Origin of the sequence: Sulfitobacter sp. 1A12779 (assembly GCF_043557315.1) — a bacterium.
In the GTDB taxonomy this organism is placed as follows: domain Bacteria; phylum Pseudomonadota; class Alphaproteobacteria; order Rhodobacterales; family Rhodobacteraceae; genus Sulfitobacter; species Sulfitobacter faviae.
The window spans coordinates 84,029-98,388 of sequence record NZ_JBIFFU010000005.1 but is presented as its reverse complement, the minus strand read 5'-3'; the positions used below and the strand labels follow the sequence as shown (position 1 = coordinate 98,388).

Here is a 14,360-nt window from a genome sequence, read left to right as displayed (position 1 = left end):
GCGGAGGGCTCAGCCCTCCGCGATCACCCCGTCGACCGCCGCGCCCAGCATCTCGACTGTCATCTCGATTTCCTCGGGCGGGGAGGTGAAGGCCGGGGCCAGCAGAACGTGATCCCCCGCCGTGCCATCGGCGCAGCCCTGCGAAGGGTAGCAGATCATCCCCGCCTCCATCGCCGCGCGCTGGATCTTGCCCGCGAGGTTGCGGCTGACGTCGAAGGGCGTCTTGCTGTCGCGCTCGGCCACCAGTTCGATGGACCAAAACAGCCCGCGCCCGCGAATGTCACCGACATGGGCGTGCTGGCCGAAGCGGTCGCGCAGCGCGGTTTCCAACTGCTGCCCCCGGCTGCGCACCGCGCTCAGCAAATCGCGGCTCTCGACCTCTTGCAGCACCGCCAGCGCGCCAGCCGTCGCCACCGCATGGGACATATAGGTGTGCCCGTTCCACAGGTTGCCGCTGCCCGCCATGATCGCGTCAATCACGCTTTGCCGCGCCATCACCGCCGCGATCGGCTGGTAGCCCGCGCCGAGGCCCTTGGCCATGGTGGTGATATCGGCGCAAATGCCTTCCTGCTCCAACGCGAAAAGGCTGCCCGTCCGCCCCATGCCGCACATCACCTCATCGGCGATGAGCAGCACGCCGTGGCGGTCGCAGATCTCGCGCACATGTTTGAAATACCCCTCGGGCGCGGGCTGGGAGCCGAGCGAGGCGCCGACCACCGGCTCGGCTACGAAGGCGGCCACCGTCTCCGGCCCCAGCTCGACGATCCGCGCCTCCAACTGATCCGCCAGCCGCCGCGCGAAATCCGCCGCGCTCTCGCCCTCGCGTTGCAGCCGGTAGGCATAGGCGGCGTCGATATGTTCCACATCCATCAGCATCGGGGCAAAAGGTTTGCGGCGCCCGGCATGACCGCCCACCGCCAAGGCGCCGAGCGTGTTGCCGTGATAGCTGGGCTTGCGTGCGATGATCTTGGCGCGGCCCGTGTCGCCGCGCTCCAGATGGTACTGCCGCGCGAGCTTCAGCGCCGCCTCCATCGCCTCTGACCCGCTGCCCAGATACATGACCCGGCCTTCGCCCGTACCCTCAGGCGCGCGGGCGATGAGATGGTCGGCCAGCGCCTCTGCCGGGGCGTTGGTGAAAAGGCCGGTATGGGCAAAGGCAAGCTTGTCCATCTGCGCGGCGACGGCGGCGCGCACGGTGGCATTGTCATGCCCAAGGCTTGATACAGCCGCACCGCCACAGGCGTCCAGATAGCGCTTCCCTTTGTCATCAATAAGGAAATTTCCTTCTCCGCGTACGATCACAGGTTGCGTGGCGCGCAGGTTACGGTGCAATACATGGCTCATCGTAGAATCCGATCCTTGGGGTCGACCCTATTTACCGCTTCGCCTGCTGACTGCCACATTAATCAGCACAAGGCGCGTATTCGGAAAAGCTTGGGCTGACCTAGGGTCAGGAGAAGCTTGACAGGTAAAATATTTTATCAAACGGTAAAATACCTAACCAACGGGGGATAAAAATGACACAACGCAATCTCACACGCCGCTTCCTATTGGGCACGGCGGCCATGCTGGCGGGTGCCAGCCTTTTGCCGCAGGGCGCGCTGGCCGCCGAGCCGATCAAGGTCGCGGGCGTCTACACCGTGCCGGTGGAACAGCAATGGGTCAGCCGCATTCACAAGGCCGCCGAAGCAGCACAGGCGCGCGGCGACATCGAATATACCTTCACCGAGAATGTCTCCAACACCGACTACGCCCGCGTGCTGCGTGAATATGCCGAAGCCGGTAACCAGTTGATCGTAGGCGAGGTTTTCGGCGCCGAGGCCGAGGCCCGCGAAGTAGCCGCCGATTACCCCGAGGTCGCCTTCCTCATGGGTTCCAGCTTCAAGCAGGACGATGCGCTGCCCAATTTCGCGGTCTTCGACAACTACATTCAAGACGCGGCTTATCTGTCGGGCATCGTAGCAGGGTCGATGACCGAGAGCGGCAACGTCGGCATGGTCGGCGGCTTCCCGATCCCGGAGGTGAACCGCCTGATGCATGCCTTCATGGCCGGTGCGCAGGAAATGAACCCCGACATCAAGTTTCAGGTCAGCTTCATCGGCTCGTGGTTCGACCCGCCCAAGGCCAAGGAAACCGCCTTCGCTATGGTCGAGCAGGGGGCCGACGTGCTCTATGCCGAGCGTTTCGGCGTCTCGGACGCGGCGCAGGAGAAGGGCGTGCTGGCCATCGGCAACGTGATCGACACCCAAGCCGAATACCCCGAGACGGTGGTCGCTTCCGCCCTGTGGCATTTCGAGCCGACGCTCGACGCCGCCATCGCCGCCGTCAAGGCCGGCGAGTTCAAGGCCGACGACTACGGCCGCTATTCCTTCATGGCCGAGGGTGGCTCTTCGCTCGCCCCTCTGGGCACCTTCGAGGGCAAGGTCCCGCAGGAGGCGATGGACCTCATCGAGGAGCGCGAGAAGGCGATCCGCGACGGGTCCTTCACCGTCGAGATCAACGACGAAGAGCCGAAGTCCAACTAAATGACCGATCAAAACCCCGAGGCGCAGGTGGTCCTGCGCCTCGATGGCATTACCAAGCGATTTGGCAAGCTCACCGCCAATGACGCGATCTCCTTCGATCTGCGGCAGGGCGAAGTGATTGCCCTGCTGGGCGAGAACGGCGCGGGCAAGACCACGCTGATGAATATCCTGTTCGGCCATTACACGCCCGACGAAGGCTTCGTCGAAGTGTTCGGGCAGCGCTTGCCCGCCGGTAACCCCCGCGCCGCGCTGGCCGCTGGCGTCGGCATGGTGCACCAGCATTTCACGCTGGCCGACAACATGTCCGTTCTGGAGAACATCGTCCTCGGCACCCGCTCGATCTGGCGGCCCGGCTTTGGCCGCGCACAGGCGCGGCAGAAGATCGTGGCATTGATGGAGGACTACGGTCTGCGCGTGGACCCCGACGCGCAGGTCGGCAGCCTCAGCGTCGGTGAACGTCAGCGGGTCGAGATCCTCAAGGCCCTCTACCGCGAGGCGCGTATCCTCATTCTCGACGAGCCGACCGCCGTCCTGACCCCGCAAGAGACCGACGACCTCTTTGCCACCATGCGAAAAGCGGTCGCCCTTGGCCTCTCGGTCATTTTCATTTCCCACAAGCTGCATGAAGTCATGGCGATCTCCTCCCGCGTCGTGGTGCTGCGTCACGGCAAGCTGGTGGCCGAGGCCAAGACCGCCGAGACCGACCGCGCGCGGATGGCGCAGATGATGGTGGGCTCCGAAGTTGCGGCACCCGTCGTGCGCCGCGCCGATCCCGGTGCCGCGTTGGTCACGCTTGCAGGCGTCTCCACGCCCGACATCGGCTCTGCACCGGGGCTGAAAAACGTCGACCTCGAACTGCGCGCGGGTCAGATCACTGGCCTCGCCGGGGTGTCCGGCAACGGGCAGACGGCGCTTGCGGACCTCATTGGCGGGCTCATTCGCCCCGCCTCCGGCACGTTCCACGTCAAAGGCGACGCGCCGCGCGGCTGGTCGTCCCATGCCGCCATCGGCGCGGGCATCGCCCGCATCCCCGAGGACCGGCACAAGACCGGCACCATCGCCGATTTCGACCTCACCGAGAACGCGGTGCTGGAACTCTACTCCCGCCCCGGTTTTTCCCGCCACGGCTGGATGAACTGGCGCGCGGCGCGTGATTTCGCCGCCAAAATCATCAAGGGCTACGACGTGCGCTGCCCCGGGCCAGAGACGCGCATCCGCCTTTTGTCGGGCGGTAACATGCAAAAGCTGATCTTGGGCCGGGTGCTGGAAACCGCGCCTTCGGTGGTGCTGGCCAATCAGCCGGTGCGCGGGCTGGACATCGGCGCGCTGACTTACGTGCACGAACAACTCCTGGCCGCCCGCGACCGCGGGGCGGCGGTGCTGCTGATCTCGGAAGACCTCGACGAGGTCACGGCGCTGTCGGACGTGATCCACGTGATCTCCGAAGGCCGCCTCTCGCCCCCCTTCGCCCGCGGCGCGCTCACCCCAGCCGAGCTCGGCGTCTGGATGGCGGGCGATGGATTCGAGGAGACCTCCCATGCGGCTTGAACCCGTCGCCAACCCCACATGGACCCGCTCGCTGGGCCTGCCTGCGCTGGCGCTTTTCGCGACCGTGGTCGTGGCTTCGCTGCTCGCGATGGTCGCAGGCGCGCAGCCGTTTTCGGTGCTGGGCCTGATCGTCAAGGGCGCCTTCGGCTCGAAATTCGCCCTGCTGGAGACGCTCAACCGCGCCACGCCGCTCATCTTCACCGGCCTCGCTGTCGCCGTCGCCTTCCGCGCGAAACTGTGGAACATCGGCGCCGAGGCGCAGCTTTACATGGGCGCGGTGGTCACCGTGGTGCTGGGCACCGGCGCGCTGGCATGGCCCAGCTTCGCGCTGCTGCCGACGATTGCCGTCGCCGCGATGCTTGCCGGGGCCGTAGTGCTGCTGGTGCCGACCTTCCTCAAAACCCGCTTCGGCGTCGATGAGGTCGTCACCACGCTGCTTTTGAATTTCGTCGTGCTGCTCTGGGTCTCCATGCTGCTCGAAGGGCCGCTGAAAGACCCGATGGGCCTCGGCTGGCCCAAGTCCGCGCGGCTGATCGAAGAGGCGCGACTGCCGCGCATCGCCGAGGGGCTGCGGCTGCACTGGGGCTTTGGCCTCGCGCTGATCTCGGCCCTCGTCGTCTGGGTGATCCAGCGCCGCAGCACATTGGGCTACGAGATGCGCGCGGTGGGGCTGAACCCCGCGGCGGCGCGTTTCGCGGGCATCCCGGTGAACGCGGTGTTGATCAAGACGGCGCTTCTGTCGGGCGGGCTTGCAGCACTGGCGGGCTTTTCCGAGGTGGCGGGGCTCAAGGGCAGCCTCACCTTGGATATCTCGCCGGGCTTTGGCTACACCGGGATCATCGTCGCCATGCTGGCGCTGCTGAACCCCTTGGGCGTGGTGGTCGCGGCGCTTTTCGTCGCGGGCATCTTCGTCGGGGCCGACAGCATGAGCCGCGCCGCGGGCGTGCCGACATACCTCGCCGACATCATGCTGGCGCTGGCCCTGCTGGCGATGGTGCTGGCGATCATGCTCACGAAATTCCGGGTGAGGCGCGACTGATGGATATTTTCGACATTCTCCTTCAGGCGAGCTTCTGGACCGCCGCGATCCGCATCGCCTCGCCGCTGATCTTCGCCGCCTTGGGCGAGCTCATTTGCGAGCGGGCAGGGGTGCTGAACCTCGGTATCGAAGGCATCATGGTCGTCGGCGCCTTTGCCGGCTGGCTCACCGTCTACCTCGGCGGCGGGCTGTGGTTCGGCGTCGCGGTGGCGATGCTTTCGGGCATGGCTTTCGGGCTGGTGCATGGCGTGCTGACCGTGCCTTTCGGCCTCAGCCAGCATGTCGTCGGCCTCGGCATTACGCTGCTGGCGACCTCGCTCACCTATTACTGCTACCGCCTCGCGCTGCCTGAAGTGACTTCGCCCCCCAAGATCGAAGCCTTCCAGCCACTGGAAATCCCGCTCCTGTCGGACATCCCGGTGATCGGCCCCGCGCTCTTCAACCAGACCCCTCTGACCTATCTCGCCTTCGCGCTGGTGCTGGTGGTCACGCTGGTCCTCTACCGCACGCCCATGGGCCTTGCCCTGCGCGCGGCGGGCGAGAATCCGGCGGCGGTCGAGGCACAGGGGCTCAGCGTCTCGGCGATCCGGATCGGGGCGGTGATGGTCGGCAGCGGGCTGATGGCCGTGGGCGGGGCGTTTCTCACCATGTCGGCCTTCAACTCGTTCTTCTTCGAGATGGTCAACGGGCGGGGCTGGATCTGCATTGCGCTGGTGGTCTTCGGCTCGTGGAAACCGGGCAAGACGCTTCTGGGCGCGGTGCTCTTCGCGGCTTTCGACGCGTTGCAGATCCGCGTGCAACAGACGCCGCTTGGGGCGGATATCCCCTATCAGATCTTCTTGATGGCGCCTTATATCCTGTCGATCCTTGCGCTGGTCGTCATGTCCCGCCGGGCGCAGGTGCCGGCGGCGCTGATGGTGCCGTTTAATAAGGGTGAGCGCTGAACGCAGCGCTCCCTCTCAACCCTTCCGTCCGACCGCAGGCCGGACAGCCCCCGTCACAAGGACCAAACCATGTTCGACCTCATCATCCAAGGCGGCACGCTCCCCGATGGCCGCGTCACCGACATTGGCATTAAGGGCGATCGCATTGCCGCCATCGAAGACCTCTCCACCGCCGAATCCCGCGAGACCATCGACGCCAGCGGCGACCTCGTCAGCCCGCCCTTCGTCGACCCGCATTTCCACATGGACGCCACGCTCAGCTACGGCACCCCGCGGATCAACGCCTCCGGCACGCTCCTGGAAGGCATCGGCCTCTGGGGCGAACTCAAGGAAGTGATGACGCAAGACGAGGTCAAAGCCCGCGCACTGGAATACTGCGATTGGGCCGCCTCGCTGGGGCTTCTGGCGATCCGCAGCCATGTCGACACCTGCGACGACCGGCTCCTGGGCGTCGAAGCCCTGCTCGACGTGCGCGAGACGGTGAAGGACTACATCGACCTGCAACTCGTCGCCTTCCCGCAAGACGGGCTCTACCGCGCCCCCACGGCCCATGAAAACACGATCCGCGCCCTCGACATGGGTGTCGATGTGGTGGGCGGCATCCCGCATTTCGAACGCACCATGGCCGACGGCGCCCGCTCCGTCACTGCCCTATGTGAACTGGCCGCCGAGCGCGGCCTCATGGTCGACCTGCATTGTGACGAGACCGACGACCCCCATTCGCGCCACATCGAGATGCTGGCCTACGAGACTCAACGCCTCGGCCTGGAGGGCAGGGTGGCTGGCTCGCACCTTACCTCGATGCATTCGATGGACAACTACTATGTCTCGAAACTGCTGCCGCTGATGGCCGAAGCGCAGGTCGCCGCGATCCCCAATCCGCTGATCAACATCACCCTGCAGGGCCGTCACGATACCTACCCGAAACGCCGCGGCCTCACGCGGGTGAAAGAGATGCAGGCCATGGGCATCGACGTCGGCTGGGGGCAGGACTGCGTGATGGACCCGTGGTATTCCATGGGCACGGGCGACATGCTCGACGTGGCCTTCATGGGGCTGCATGTGGCGCAGATGACCTCGCCCGAAGAGATGCGCCGCTGTTTCGACATGGTGACGAATGTGAACGCGCGGATCCTCGGGTTGCAGGACTACGGGCTGCGCGTTGGCGCGACCGCCTCGCTGGTGGTGCTGGACGCGGGCAACCCAATTGAGGCGCTGCGCCTGCGGCCCGACCGGCTCTGGGTCGTGGCCAAGGGCCGCGTGATCTCACGCCAAGCGCGCAACGACGCGCGGCTCAGCCTGCCGGGGCGGCCCGACAGCGTGCGCCGCCGCCATAGCGCGCATTCGTGAAACCGGGCTGAAAACAGGCCCAAAATCGGCGCCTTGAAACCGGGTGCCGATTTCCTACCTCTGGCCAATTGAACTCCGTCACACCCGATGCTATGTTAGCGCTAACCGCGCCAATCCGCCCGAAACCGGGCCACCGGAGGACTCACCATGACCACTAAAATCGCCATCAACGGCTTTGGCCGCATCGGACGCTGCGTGCTGCGCGCGCTGATCGAGAACGGCTTTGACGGGATCGAAGTCGTTGCCATCAACGACCTGACCGATGCCGAGAACCTGCTGCACCTGCTGAAATACGACTCCGTCCATGGCCGCCTGCCGGTGGATGCGGAATTGAAGGACGGCACCCTGCATGTGGCGGGCCAGAGCATCCGCATGACGGCAGAGCGCGACCCGGCGAAACTGCCTTGGGGCGATGTGGATGTGGCCTATGAATGCACCGGTTTCTTCACCGCCCGCGAGGCGGCGGCGAAACATTTGGAGAATGGCAGCAAACGCGTGTTGATCTCGGCCCCCGGCAAGGGGGTGGACCGCACCGTGGTCTACGGCGTCAACCATGACGAGTTGACCGGCGAAGACGTGATCGTCTCCAACGCCTCCTGCACCACCAACTGCCTCGCCCCCGTGGCCAAGGTGCTGGACGATACTTTCGGGATCGAAACCGGCTATATGACTACGATCCACGCCTATACCGGCGACCAGCCGACCCATGACAGCCCGCACCGCGACCCCTATCGTGGCCGCGCCGCCGCCCTGTCGATGGTGCCCACCTCGACCGGCGCCGCCGCCGCGATTTCCGAGGTGATCCCCCATCTGAAAGGTGTGCTCGAAGGGTCCGCCGTGCGCGTGCCGACGGCCAATGTCTCGCTCGTGGACCTGTGCATCATGCCCAAGAACCCCGCCACGGCAGAGGCGGTGAACGCCGCGATGCAAGAGGCGGCCAATGGCGCGTTAAAAGGCGTGTTGGCCTATGAGCCCGCGCCGCTGGTCTCGACCGATTTCAACCACGACCCGCATTCCTCGACCCTCGCGCCCGATCAAACGCGGGTGACCGATGGCGGGATGATCCGCGTGGTTAGCTGGTATGACAATGAATGGGGTTTCTCGAACCGCATGAACGACACCGCGCGCGCCATTGCCGCGCTGATCTAAGCTTTGGCAGGCGCGGGGGGCAGCCCTCGCGCCCGCGCTCTACAGCGAGGCCGCCGCGCGGCTCGCTTGGTCATATTGCCCCGACATCGCCCGTAGCTGCGCCGCAATCTTGCGCAGTTCCTCGCCCGAAATATCGGTGCGCGGCAAGCCATCCAGAAAACACGCCTGACGGATCGCGCGATAGGCTTCGCATAGCTCGGCGCCCGCAGGCGAGGTGCGATAGAACACCTCCTTGCCGCGCTTCTCTGCGCTCAGCAATTCGGCCTTCACCAGCTTGCGCAGCGCGTAGTTCACCGTATGCGTGTCTTCGATGTTGAGCAGGAAGCAAATATCCGTCAGCCGCTTCTCCCGGCCCCGGTGATTGGCGTTGTGCAGCACCAGGATTTCCAGCGGCGTCAGATCGCCATTGCCCGCCGCCGCCATGCAACGCGACATCCAGCGGGTGAAGGCGTTATAGGCGATGATCATGCCGTATTCGAGTTCGGAGGCTTCCCAGCCATCGCCCTCGGCCAAATGACGTGAAGAGACGATGCGGCGTGACGGGGTGGGGGGTACTTCTTCCGACATGCGGTGCCTCCGGCTGTTTGACCCCTCTGACGTTACCAAGACGCTAACAATTTACAAGCGTTTCGCGGCGCATCTCCGGTGCGGCAGGGGCAAAGATCAATTTGCAACAGGTTGCGCCGCCACATTCACGCCATCTTTCGCGCGCCCCCCGGCTTTGCTAGGCTGCTGGCAATAATAAACGAGGCAGGCAGAGCAGTTATGAAAACGGGCTTTCGGGGCACGTTTGTCATCAGCTGGTCGCAAACAGAGATCGACGGTCTGGAGGCCGCGCCGGTGCAGTCGCTCGAACTGGGCTCGGCCTGGGCGTGGCGCGGGGATACCATCCGGGTGGATGGGGCGAATGATGTGCTGCGGCTGGATATGGCGGACGGGGCAGAGCGGCTGCGCAAACGCGCGGCCCGCAAAGTGCAGCGCCTGATCGGGGCCGCGCTTGAGGAGGGGGGCATGATGCCGCCTGCGCCGCGGCGCGATCTAGGCACGGCGCCGCTGCCCGACGACAGCTTCATGGTTACCAATGGGGCGCGGACCTACACCGTCACCCTGATTGACGCAGGCCCGGGGCGGATGCCGCTGCTGATGTTCGTCGATGAGCTGCCCCCGCGCGACAGTGAGCTTTGGGTGATGCACAGCACCCTGACCCCGTGCCGCGATGACCGGCCCGTGCGCGGCGGGGTGATCTGTTTCACTCCCGGCACCCGCATTCGCACGCCGAAGGGCAGCGCCCTGATCGAAGAGTTGCGCGAGGGCGATCTGATCCAGACCAAGGACAATGGCGCACAGCCGCTGGAGTGGATCGGCAGCCGCCGGATGACCGGCGCACGGCTGCATGCCATGCCGCATCTGCGCCCCGTGCGCTTCCGCCCCGGCGCCTTGGGGATTGCCCGGCCCGATGCCGCGCTGCTGGTCTCGCCCGATCACCGGATCGTGCTGCAAGGCGCTCAGGCCCGTGATCTGTTCAACTGTGACGAAGTGCTGGTCGCCGCCAAGGACTTGATCAACGGCCGCAGCGTGGCAAGCGATATGTCCCTGCGCGAGGTGACCTATGTCCATGTGTTGCTGGCCGAACATCAGGTGATGTGGGCCAATGGGGTCGAGACGGAAAGCTTTCATCCTGCCTCCGCCCCGCTCACCAGCCTTGGCACGCAGGATCGGGCGCGGCTGCTGGCGGCCTATCCGCAGCTTGAGACGGACCCGCACAGCTATGGCGGTTTCGCGCGGCGCAATCTCAGCACATCCGAGGCGGCGATCCTGCGGCATGTGGCGTGAAGGCCGGGCCCGGGCGCCCGACTTGGCCGCTTAGCTCTCGGCGCCTTCTTGGATCAGTGCCGCGATGATCGCCCGTGCGCTGTCGGAATCCCATTTCGCATCGCCCTGCAAGCGGGCAATCTCGCGCCCCTCACGGTCTAGGATCACGCTGATCGGCAGGCCGAACACGCCCATCTGGCTGGCAAGCTTTTGCTTCGGGTCTTGGTGACGGGGCAGGCTGTCGACGCCCGCTTCCTCGAAGAACCGTTTGATCCCTTCCTCAGAGTTGCGCCCCGTGGCGATGGTCAGCACCTGAAAGTCATCGCCGCCGAATTCCTTTTGCAGGGCGTTCAACTGCGGCATCTCCTTGCGGCAGGGCGCGCACCATGTGGCCCAGAAGTTCACCAGCACGACCTTGCCTTCGTAATCCGCCAGCGACATCGCCTCGCCATCGTCCTCACGCTCAAAGGTCACGTCAGAGGCCGCCTGCGGCGCGTCATGGATCACGAGCTTCTTCATGTCCCCCTCGCGCAGCCCCGCGATGTCAGCCGTTCCGGCAAGGGCGGGGTTTGCACCTGCGACAAGCAGCGTATAAACGAGGCCGAGCACAAGATTTTTCATACGTCCCTCCAAGGGTATTCAACATGACCGACACGACCTCGAACAAAATGTGGGGCGGGCGTTTCGCCGCCGGACCGGATGCGATCATGGAGGCGATCAACGCCTCGATCGGGTTCGACAAACGGATGGCCGCGCAAGACATCAAAGGGTCGCGTGCCCATGCCGCCATGCTGGCAGCCACAGGCATCCTGACTGATAACGACGCTGACGCGATACGGGAAGGGCTTCTCACAATCTTGTCAGAGATCGAAGAGGGCCGGTTCGAATTCTCCGCCGCGCTCGAAGACATCCATATGAACGTGGAGGCGCGGCTGAAAGACCTGATTGGTGAGCCCGCAGGCCGCCTGCACACGGGCCGCAGCCGCAATGACCAAGTCGCCACCGATTTCAAACTCTGGGTGCGCGACCAGTTGGACGCCGCCGACGAGGGGCTGCAAGCCCTGATCCGCGCGCTTTTGTCTCAGGCCGAAGCGGGGGCCGATTGGGTCATGCCGGGCTTTACGCATCTGCAAACCGCGCAGCCCGTGACATGGGGGCATCACATGATGGCCTATGTCGAGATGTTTGGCCGTGACCTGTCGCGCATCCGCGATGCGCGGGCGCGGATGAACGAATGCCCGTTGGGGGCCGCCGCACTGGCTGGCACCTCCTTCCCGATCGACCGCGAGATGACGGCAGAGGCGCTTGGCTTTGACCGCCCCGCCGCGAACTCCCTCGACGCGGTGAGCGACCGCGACTTCGCGCTGGAATTCATGTCAGCCGCCAGCATCTGCGCCATGCACCTGTCGCGCTTCGCCGAGGAACTGGTGATCTGGTCCTCCGCGCAGTTCCGCTTTGTGGCGCTGTCGGATCGCTTCTCGACCGGCTCGTCGATCATGCCGCAAAAGAAGAACCCCGATGCCGCCGAGCTCATTCGTGCCAAGGTGGGCCGCATCTTTGGGGCCAACACCGCCCTGATGATGGTGATGAAGGGGCTGCCGCTGGCCTATTCCAAGGACATGCAAGAGGACAAAGAGCAGGTCTTTGACGCTGCCGACAACCTGATGCTGGCGCTGGCCGCGATGACCGGGATGGTGGGCGACATGACCGCCGAGCGCGAGAACCTCGCCGCCGCCGCGGGCTCGGGCTTCTCCACCGCCACCGATCTCGCCGACTGGCTGGTGCGCGTGCCGAACCTGCCGTTCCGCGACGCGCATCACGTCACCGGCACGCTGGTGGCCATGGCCGAGGGGCAGGGCTGCGATCTGCCGGACCTGACGCTGGAGCAGATGCAATCGGTCCATGCCGAGATCACTGCGGATGTTTTTGATGTGCTTGGCGTCGAAAATTCGGTAAACTCGCGCATGTCCTACGGCGGCACCGCGCCTGCGCAGGTGCGTGCCCAGATCGCGCGTTGGAAGGAAATCCTGAAGTGAAACGCCTCCTTGCGGCCCTTTCCCTGTTGAGCCTTGCCGCCTGTGGCGCGGATGGCGAGCCGGTGCGGCCCACGGCGAGCAGCAGCATCACCATGTCCTCTTCGGGCGTCTCGGTAGGCACAGCGGTGGGGCTGCGCCGGGGGCCGTTCTCCGTCTCGCTCGGGGCCGGGTCGTGAGGCCGCTGTTGCAGATCACGCTGGTGGCCGGGGCGCTTGCCTTGGCCGCTTGCACCCCGCCGCAGTCCGCCCCACGGCAGGCCGCGCCGACACCGCCGACCGAGCCGGGGATCAGTCTGTCGGGCTATGCCACCGTCGGCGTGGTCAAGAGTTTCTGATGTCGCTTTTGCGGATGCTCTACCTCGCCCTGGCGGTCTGGGGGGCGGTGCATCCGATGTATTACTTCATCACATGGTTCAACGCCGAAGGCTGGAGCCTGAGCGCCATGGTGGACGCATGGCACGCCAATGCCGCCGCCAGCGGGCTGGTCTGGGATCTGACCATCGCTGCCGTCACTTTGACCATCTGGATCATTGCCGAGGTCGCCGTGCGGCGCAATTTCCTTAGCCTGATTGCCATTCCCGCCACGTTCTGTATTGGGGTGAGCTGTGGCCTGCCGCTCTATCTTTTCCTGCGGACAGCGCCCATCAGATAAGCGGCGACGACATGGGGCCAAGCGCAGATGGATCATTTTCTCTATAAAGACGGTGTGTTGCACGCCGAAGACGTAAGCCTGGCCGAGATTGCCGCCGCCGTGGGCACGCCCGTCTATGTCTATTCCACCGCCACGCTGCTGCGCCATTTCCACCTTTTTGACGACGCGCTGTCGGGGATGGACCATCTGGTCTGCTACGCGATGAAGGCCAATTCCAACCAAGCCGTCTTGCGCACGCTGGCGCAGGCGGGCGCGGGGATGGATGTGGTCTCGGGCGGGGAATACCGCCGTGCGAAAGCAGCAGGCGTGCCGGGCGATAAGATCGTCTTTTCCGGCGTTGGCAAGACCCGGGAAGAGATCGAACTGGCGCTGACGGGGGGCATCCGCCAGTTCAACGTCGAGAGCGAGCCAGAGATGATCCTGCTGGATGTCGTGGCGCGTGAATTGGGCAAAGTGGCCCCGATCACCATCCGCGTAAACCCGGATGTGGACGCGAAAACCCACGCCAAGATCGCCACCGGCAAGAGCGAGAATAAGTTCGGCATCCCCATCGCCCGCGCCCGCGAGGTCTATGCCATGGCGGCCAAGCTGCCGGGGCTCAAGATCGTGGGCATCGACGTGCATATCGGCAGCCAGTTGACCGATCTCGCCCCCTTTGAGCAAGCCTATAGCAAGGTCGCGGAACTGACCGAGGTGTTGCGCGCCGATGGCCATGACATCCGGCGGCTCGACCTTGGCGGCGGCTTGGGCATCCCTTACGAGCGGTCGAATTCCGCCCCGCCGCTGCCCACGGATTACGGTGCGATGGTGCAGCGCACGCTGGGGCATCTGGGCTGCGAGGTCGAGATCGAGCCGGGCCGCCTGATCGCGGGCAACGCAGGTGTGCTGGTGAGCGAGGTGATCTACCTCAAATCCGGCGAGGGCCGCGATTTCTTGATCCTTGATGCCGCGATGAACGATCTGATCCGCCCCGCGATGTATGACGCATGGCATGACATCGTGCCGCTGAACGAACCCGCCCCGGGGGCCGAGCCGCGCCCCGTCGATATCGTGGGCCCGGTCTGCGAATCCGGTGATACTTTCGCCAAACAGCGGATGATGCCGGTGCTGGGCTCAGGCGATCTGGTGGCCTTCCGCTCTGCCGGGGCTTATGGCGCGGTGATGAGCAGCGAGTATAATTCGCGGCCCCTGATCCCCGAGGTGCTGGTGAACGGCGATCAATTCGCGGTTATCCGCCCACGGCCAAGCTTTGACGAAATGATAAACCGCGATACCATCCCTGAATGGCTTTGACGGCATCCCGCCG

Annotated in this window: 15 protein-coding genes; 12 read left to right on the top strand and 3 right to left on the bottom strand. The window is 65.0% G+C overall.

Annotated features, from left to right (window positions below):
* Positions 1-9: 9 nt before the first annotated feature.
* Entirely contained in the window at positions 10-1,344 is a 1,335-nt protein-coding gene (locus ACGYLQ_RS08020) for an aspartate aminotransferase family protein (RefSeq protein ID WP_394441848.1), read from the bottom strand.
* A 173-nt stretch (positions 1,345-1,517) separates the two neighbouring features.
* Between ACGYLQ_RS08020 and ACGYLQ_RS08015 the strand changes: the two genes are divergently transcribed.
* The 6 genes from ACGYLQ_RS08015 to gap all read left to right on the top strand — a co-directional run bounded on the left by ACGYLQ_RS08015 (position 1,518) and on the right by gap (position 8,555).
* A complete protein-coding gene (locus ACGYLQ_RS08015) occupies positions 1,518-2,525 on the top strand; it encodes a BMP family protein (protein WP_394441845.1) in 1,008 nt (335 codons plus the stop codon).
* A complete protein-coding gene (locus ACGYLQ_RS08010) occupies positions 2,526-4,073 on the top strand; it encodes an ABC transporter ATP-binding protein (RefSeq protein ID WP_394441842.1) in 1,548 nt (515 codons plus the stop codon). It begins immediately after the preceding gene.
* Entirely contained in the window at positions 4,063-5,112 is a 1,050-nt protein-coding gene (locus ACGYLQ_RS08005) for an ABC transporter permease (protein ID WP_394441840.1), read from the top strand. The genes ACGYLQ_RS08010 and ACGYLQ_RS08005 overlap by 11 nt, the downstream gene beginning before the upstream one ends.
* A complete protein-coding gene (locus ACGYLQ_RS08000) occupies positions 5,112-6,056 on the top strand; it encodes an ABC transporter permease (protein ID WP_394441837.1) in 945 nt (314 codons plus the stop codon). The genes ACGYLQ_RS08005 and ACGYLQ_RS08000 overlap by 1 nt, the downstream gene beginning before the upstream one ends.
* Before the next feature lie 69 nt (positions 6,057-6,125).
* A complete protein-coding gene (locus ACGYLQ_RS07995; protein WP_394441834.1) occupies positions 6,126-7,406 on the top strand; it encodes an amidohydrolase family protein in 1,281 nt (426 codons plus the stop codon).
* Positions 7,407-7,553: 147 nt separating this feature from the next.
* A complete protein-coding gene (gene gap, locus ACGYLQ_RS07990; RefSeq protein WP_394441831.1) occupies positions 7,554-8,555 on the top strand; it encodes a type I glyceraldehyde-3-phosphate dehydrogenase in 1,002 nt (333 codons plus the stop codon).
* A 39-nt stretch (positions 8,556-8,594) separates the two neighbouring features.
* On the opposite strand, the gene ACGYLQ_RS07985 is transcribed toward gap, so the two are convergent.
* The gene (locus tag ACGYLQ_RS07985) at positions 8,595-9,122 is read right to left on the bottom strand and encodes a winged helix DNA-binding protein (RefSeq protein ID WP_067262160.1); all 528 of its coding nucleotides are present in this window, start codon (positions 9,120-9,122) and stop codon (positions 8,595-8,597) included.
* Positions 9,123-9,320: 198 nt separating this feature from the next.
* Here ACGYLQ_RS07985 and ACGYLQ_RS07980 point away from each other — a divergent pair, with 198 nt between their 5' ends.
* The gene (locus ACGYLQ_RS07980; RefSeq protein WP_394441828.1) at positions 9,321-10,388 is read left to right on the top strand and encodes a Hint domain-containing protein; all 1,068 of its coding nucleotides are present in this window, start codon (positions 9,321-9,323) and stop codon (positions 10,386-10,388) included.
* A gap of 30 nt (positions 10,389-10,418) precedes the next feature.
* Here ACGYLQ_RS07980 and ACGYLQ_RS07975 read toward each other — a convergent pair whose 3' ends face one another.
* Complete coding sequence (locus tag ACGYLQ_RS07975) at positions 10,419-10,988, bottom strand: TlpA family protein disulfide reductase (protein WP_394441825.1); 570 nt, start codon at positions 10,986-10,988, stop codon at positions 10,419-10,421.
* A 23-nt stretch (positions 10,989-11,011) separates the two neighbouring features.
* Here ACGYLQ_RS07975 and argH point away from each other — a divergent pair, with 23 nt between their 5' ends.
* The 5 genes from argH to lysA are packed head-to-tail and all read left to right on the top strand — an operon-like array spanning position 11,012 to position 14,347.
* Entirely contained in the window at positions 11,012-12,403 is a 1,392-nt protein-coding gene (gene argH / locus ACGYLQ_RS07970; RefSeq protein WP_394441822.1) for an argininosuccinate lyase, read from the top strand.
* Complete coding sequence (locus ACGYLQ_RS07965) at positions 12,400-12,579, top strand: hypothetical protein (protein WP_271689320.1); 180 nt, start codon at positions 12,400-12,402, stop codon at positions 12,577-12,579. The genes argH and ACGYLQ_RS07965 overlap by 4 nt, the downstream gene beginning before the upstream one ends.
* Complete coding sequence (locus ACGYLQ_RS07960) at positions 12,576-12,737, top strand: hypothetical protein (RefSeq protein WP_271689321.1); 162 nt, start codon at positions 12,576-12,578, stop codon at positions 12,735-12,737. The genes ACGYLQ_RS07965 and ACGYLQ_RS07960 overlap by 4 nt, the downstream gene beginning before the upstream one ends.
* The gene (locus tag ACGYLQ_RS07955; RefSeq protein ID WP_394441819.1) at positions 12,737-13,054 is read left to right on the top strand and encodes a DUF2834 domain-containing protein; all 318 of its coding nucleotides are present in this window, start codon (positions 12,737-12,739) and stop codon (positions 13,052-13,054) included. Before ACGYLQ_RS07960 ends, ACGYLQ_RS07955 begins: the two co-directional genes overlap by 1 nt.
* Positions 13,055-13,081: 27 nt before the next feature.
* Positions 13,082-14,347 (top strand): diaminopimelate decarboxylase, encoded by a 1,266-nt coding sequence (lysA, locus tag ACGYLQ_RS07950; RefSeq protein WP_394441816.1) that lies wholly within the window; start codon positions 13,082-13,084, stop codon positions 14,345-14,347.
* The last annotated feature ends 13 nt before the right edge of the window (positions 14,348-14,360 follow it).

What these genes read in the sequence shown, in the direction of transcription:
- argH (WP_394441822.1), top strand. Translation starts at nt 11,012, where the DNA reads ATGACCGACACGACCTCGAACAAAATGTGGGGCGGGCGTTTCGCCGCC.
- ACGYLQ_RS08000 (WP_394441837.1), top strand. Translation starts at nt 5,112, where the DNA reads ATGGATATTTTCGACATTCTCCTTCAGGCGAGCTTCTGGACCGCCGCG.
- ACGYLQ_RS07975 (WP_394441825.1), bottom strand. Translation starts at nt 10,988, where the DNA reads ATGAAAAATCTTGTGCTCGGCCTCGTTTATACGCTGCTTGTCGCAGGT.
- ACGYLQ_RS08010 (WP_394441842.1), top strand. Translation starts at nt 2,526, where the DNA reads ATGACCGATCAAAACCCCGAGGCGCAGGTGGTCCTGCGCCTCGATGGC.
- ACGYLQ_RS07985 (WP_067262160.1), bottom strand. Translation starts at nt 9,122, where the DNA reads ATGTCGGAAGAAGTACCCCCCACCCCGTCACGCCGCATCGTCTCTTCA.
- ACGYLQ_RS07995 (WP_394441834.1), top strand. Translation starts at nt 6,126, where the DNA reads ATGTTCGACCTCATCATCCAAGGCGGCACGCTCCCCGATGGCCGCGTC.
- gap (WP_394441831.1), top strand. Translation starts at nt 7,554, where the DNA reads ATGACCACTAAAATCGCCATCAACGGCTTTGGCCGCATCGGACGCTGC.
- ACGYLQ_RS08005 (WP_394441840.1), top strand. Translation starts at nt 4,063, where the DNA reads ATGCGGCTTGAACCCGTCGCCAACCCCACATGGACCCGCTCGCTGGGC.
- ACGYLQ_RS07955 (WP_394441819.1), top strand. Translation starts at nt 12,737, where the DNA reads ATGTCGCTTTTGCGGATGCTCTACCTCGCCCTGGCGGTCTGGGGGGCG.
- ACGYLQ_RS08015 (WP_394441845.1), top strand. Translation starts at nt 1,518, where the DNA reads ATGACACAACGCAATCTCACACGCCGCTTCCTATTGGGCACGGCGGCC.
- lysA (WP_394441816.1), top strand. Translation starts at nt 13,082, where the DNA reads ATGGATCATTTTCTCTATAAAGACGGTGTGTTGCACGCCGAAGACGTA.
- ACGYLQ_RS08020 (WP_394441848.1), bottom strand. Translation starts at nt 1,344, where the DNA reads ATGAGCCATGTATTGCACCGTAACCTGCGCGCCACGCAACCTGTGATC.
- ACGYLQ_RS07980 (WP_394441828.1), top strand. Translation starts at nt 9,321, where the DNA reads ATGAAAACGGGCTTTCGGGGCACGTTTGTCATCAGCTGGTCGCAAACA.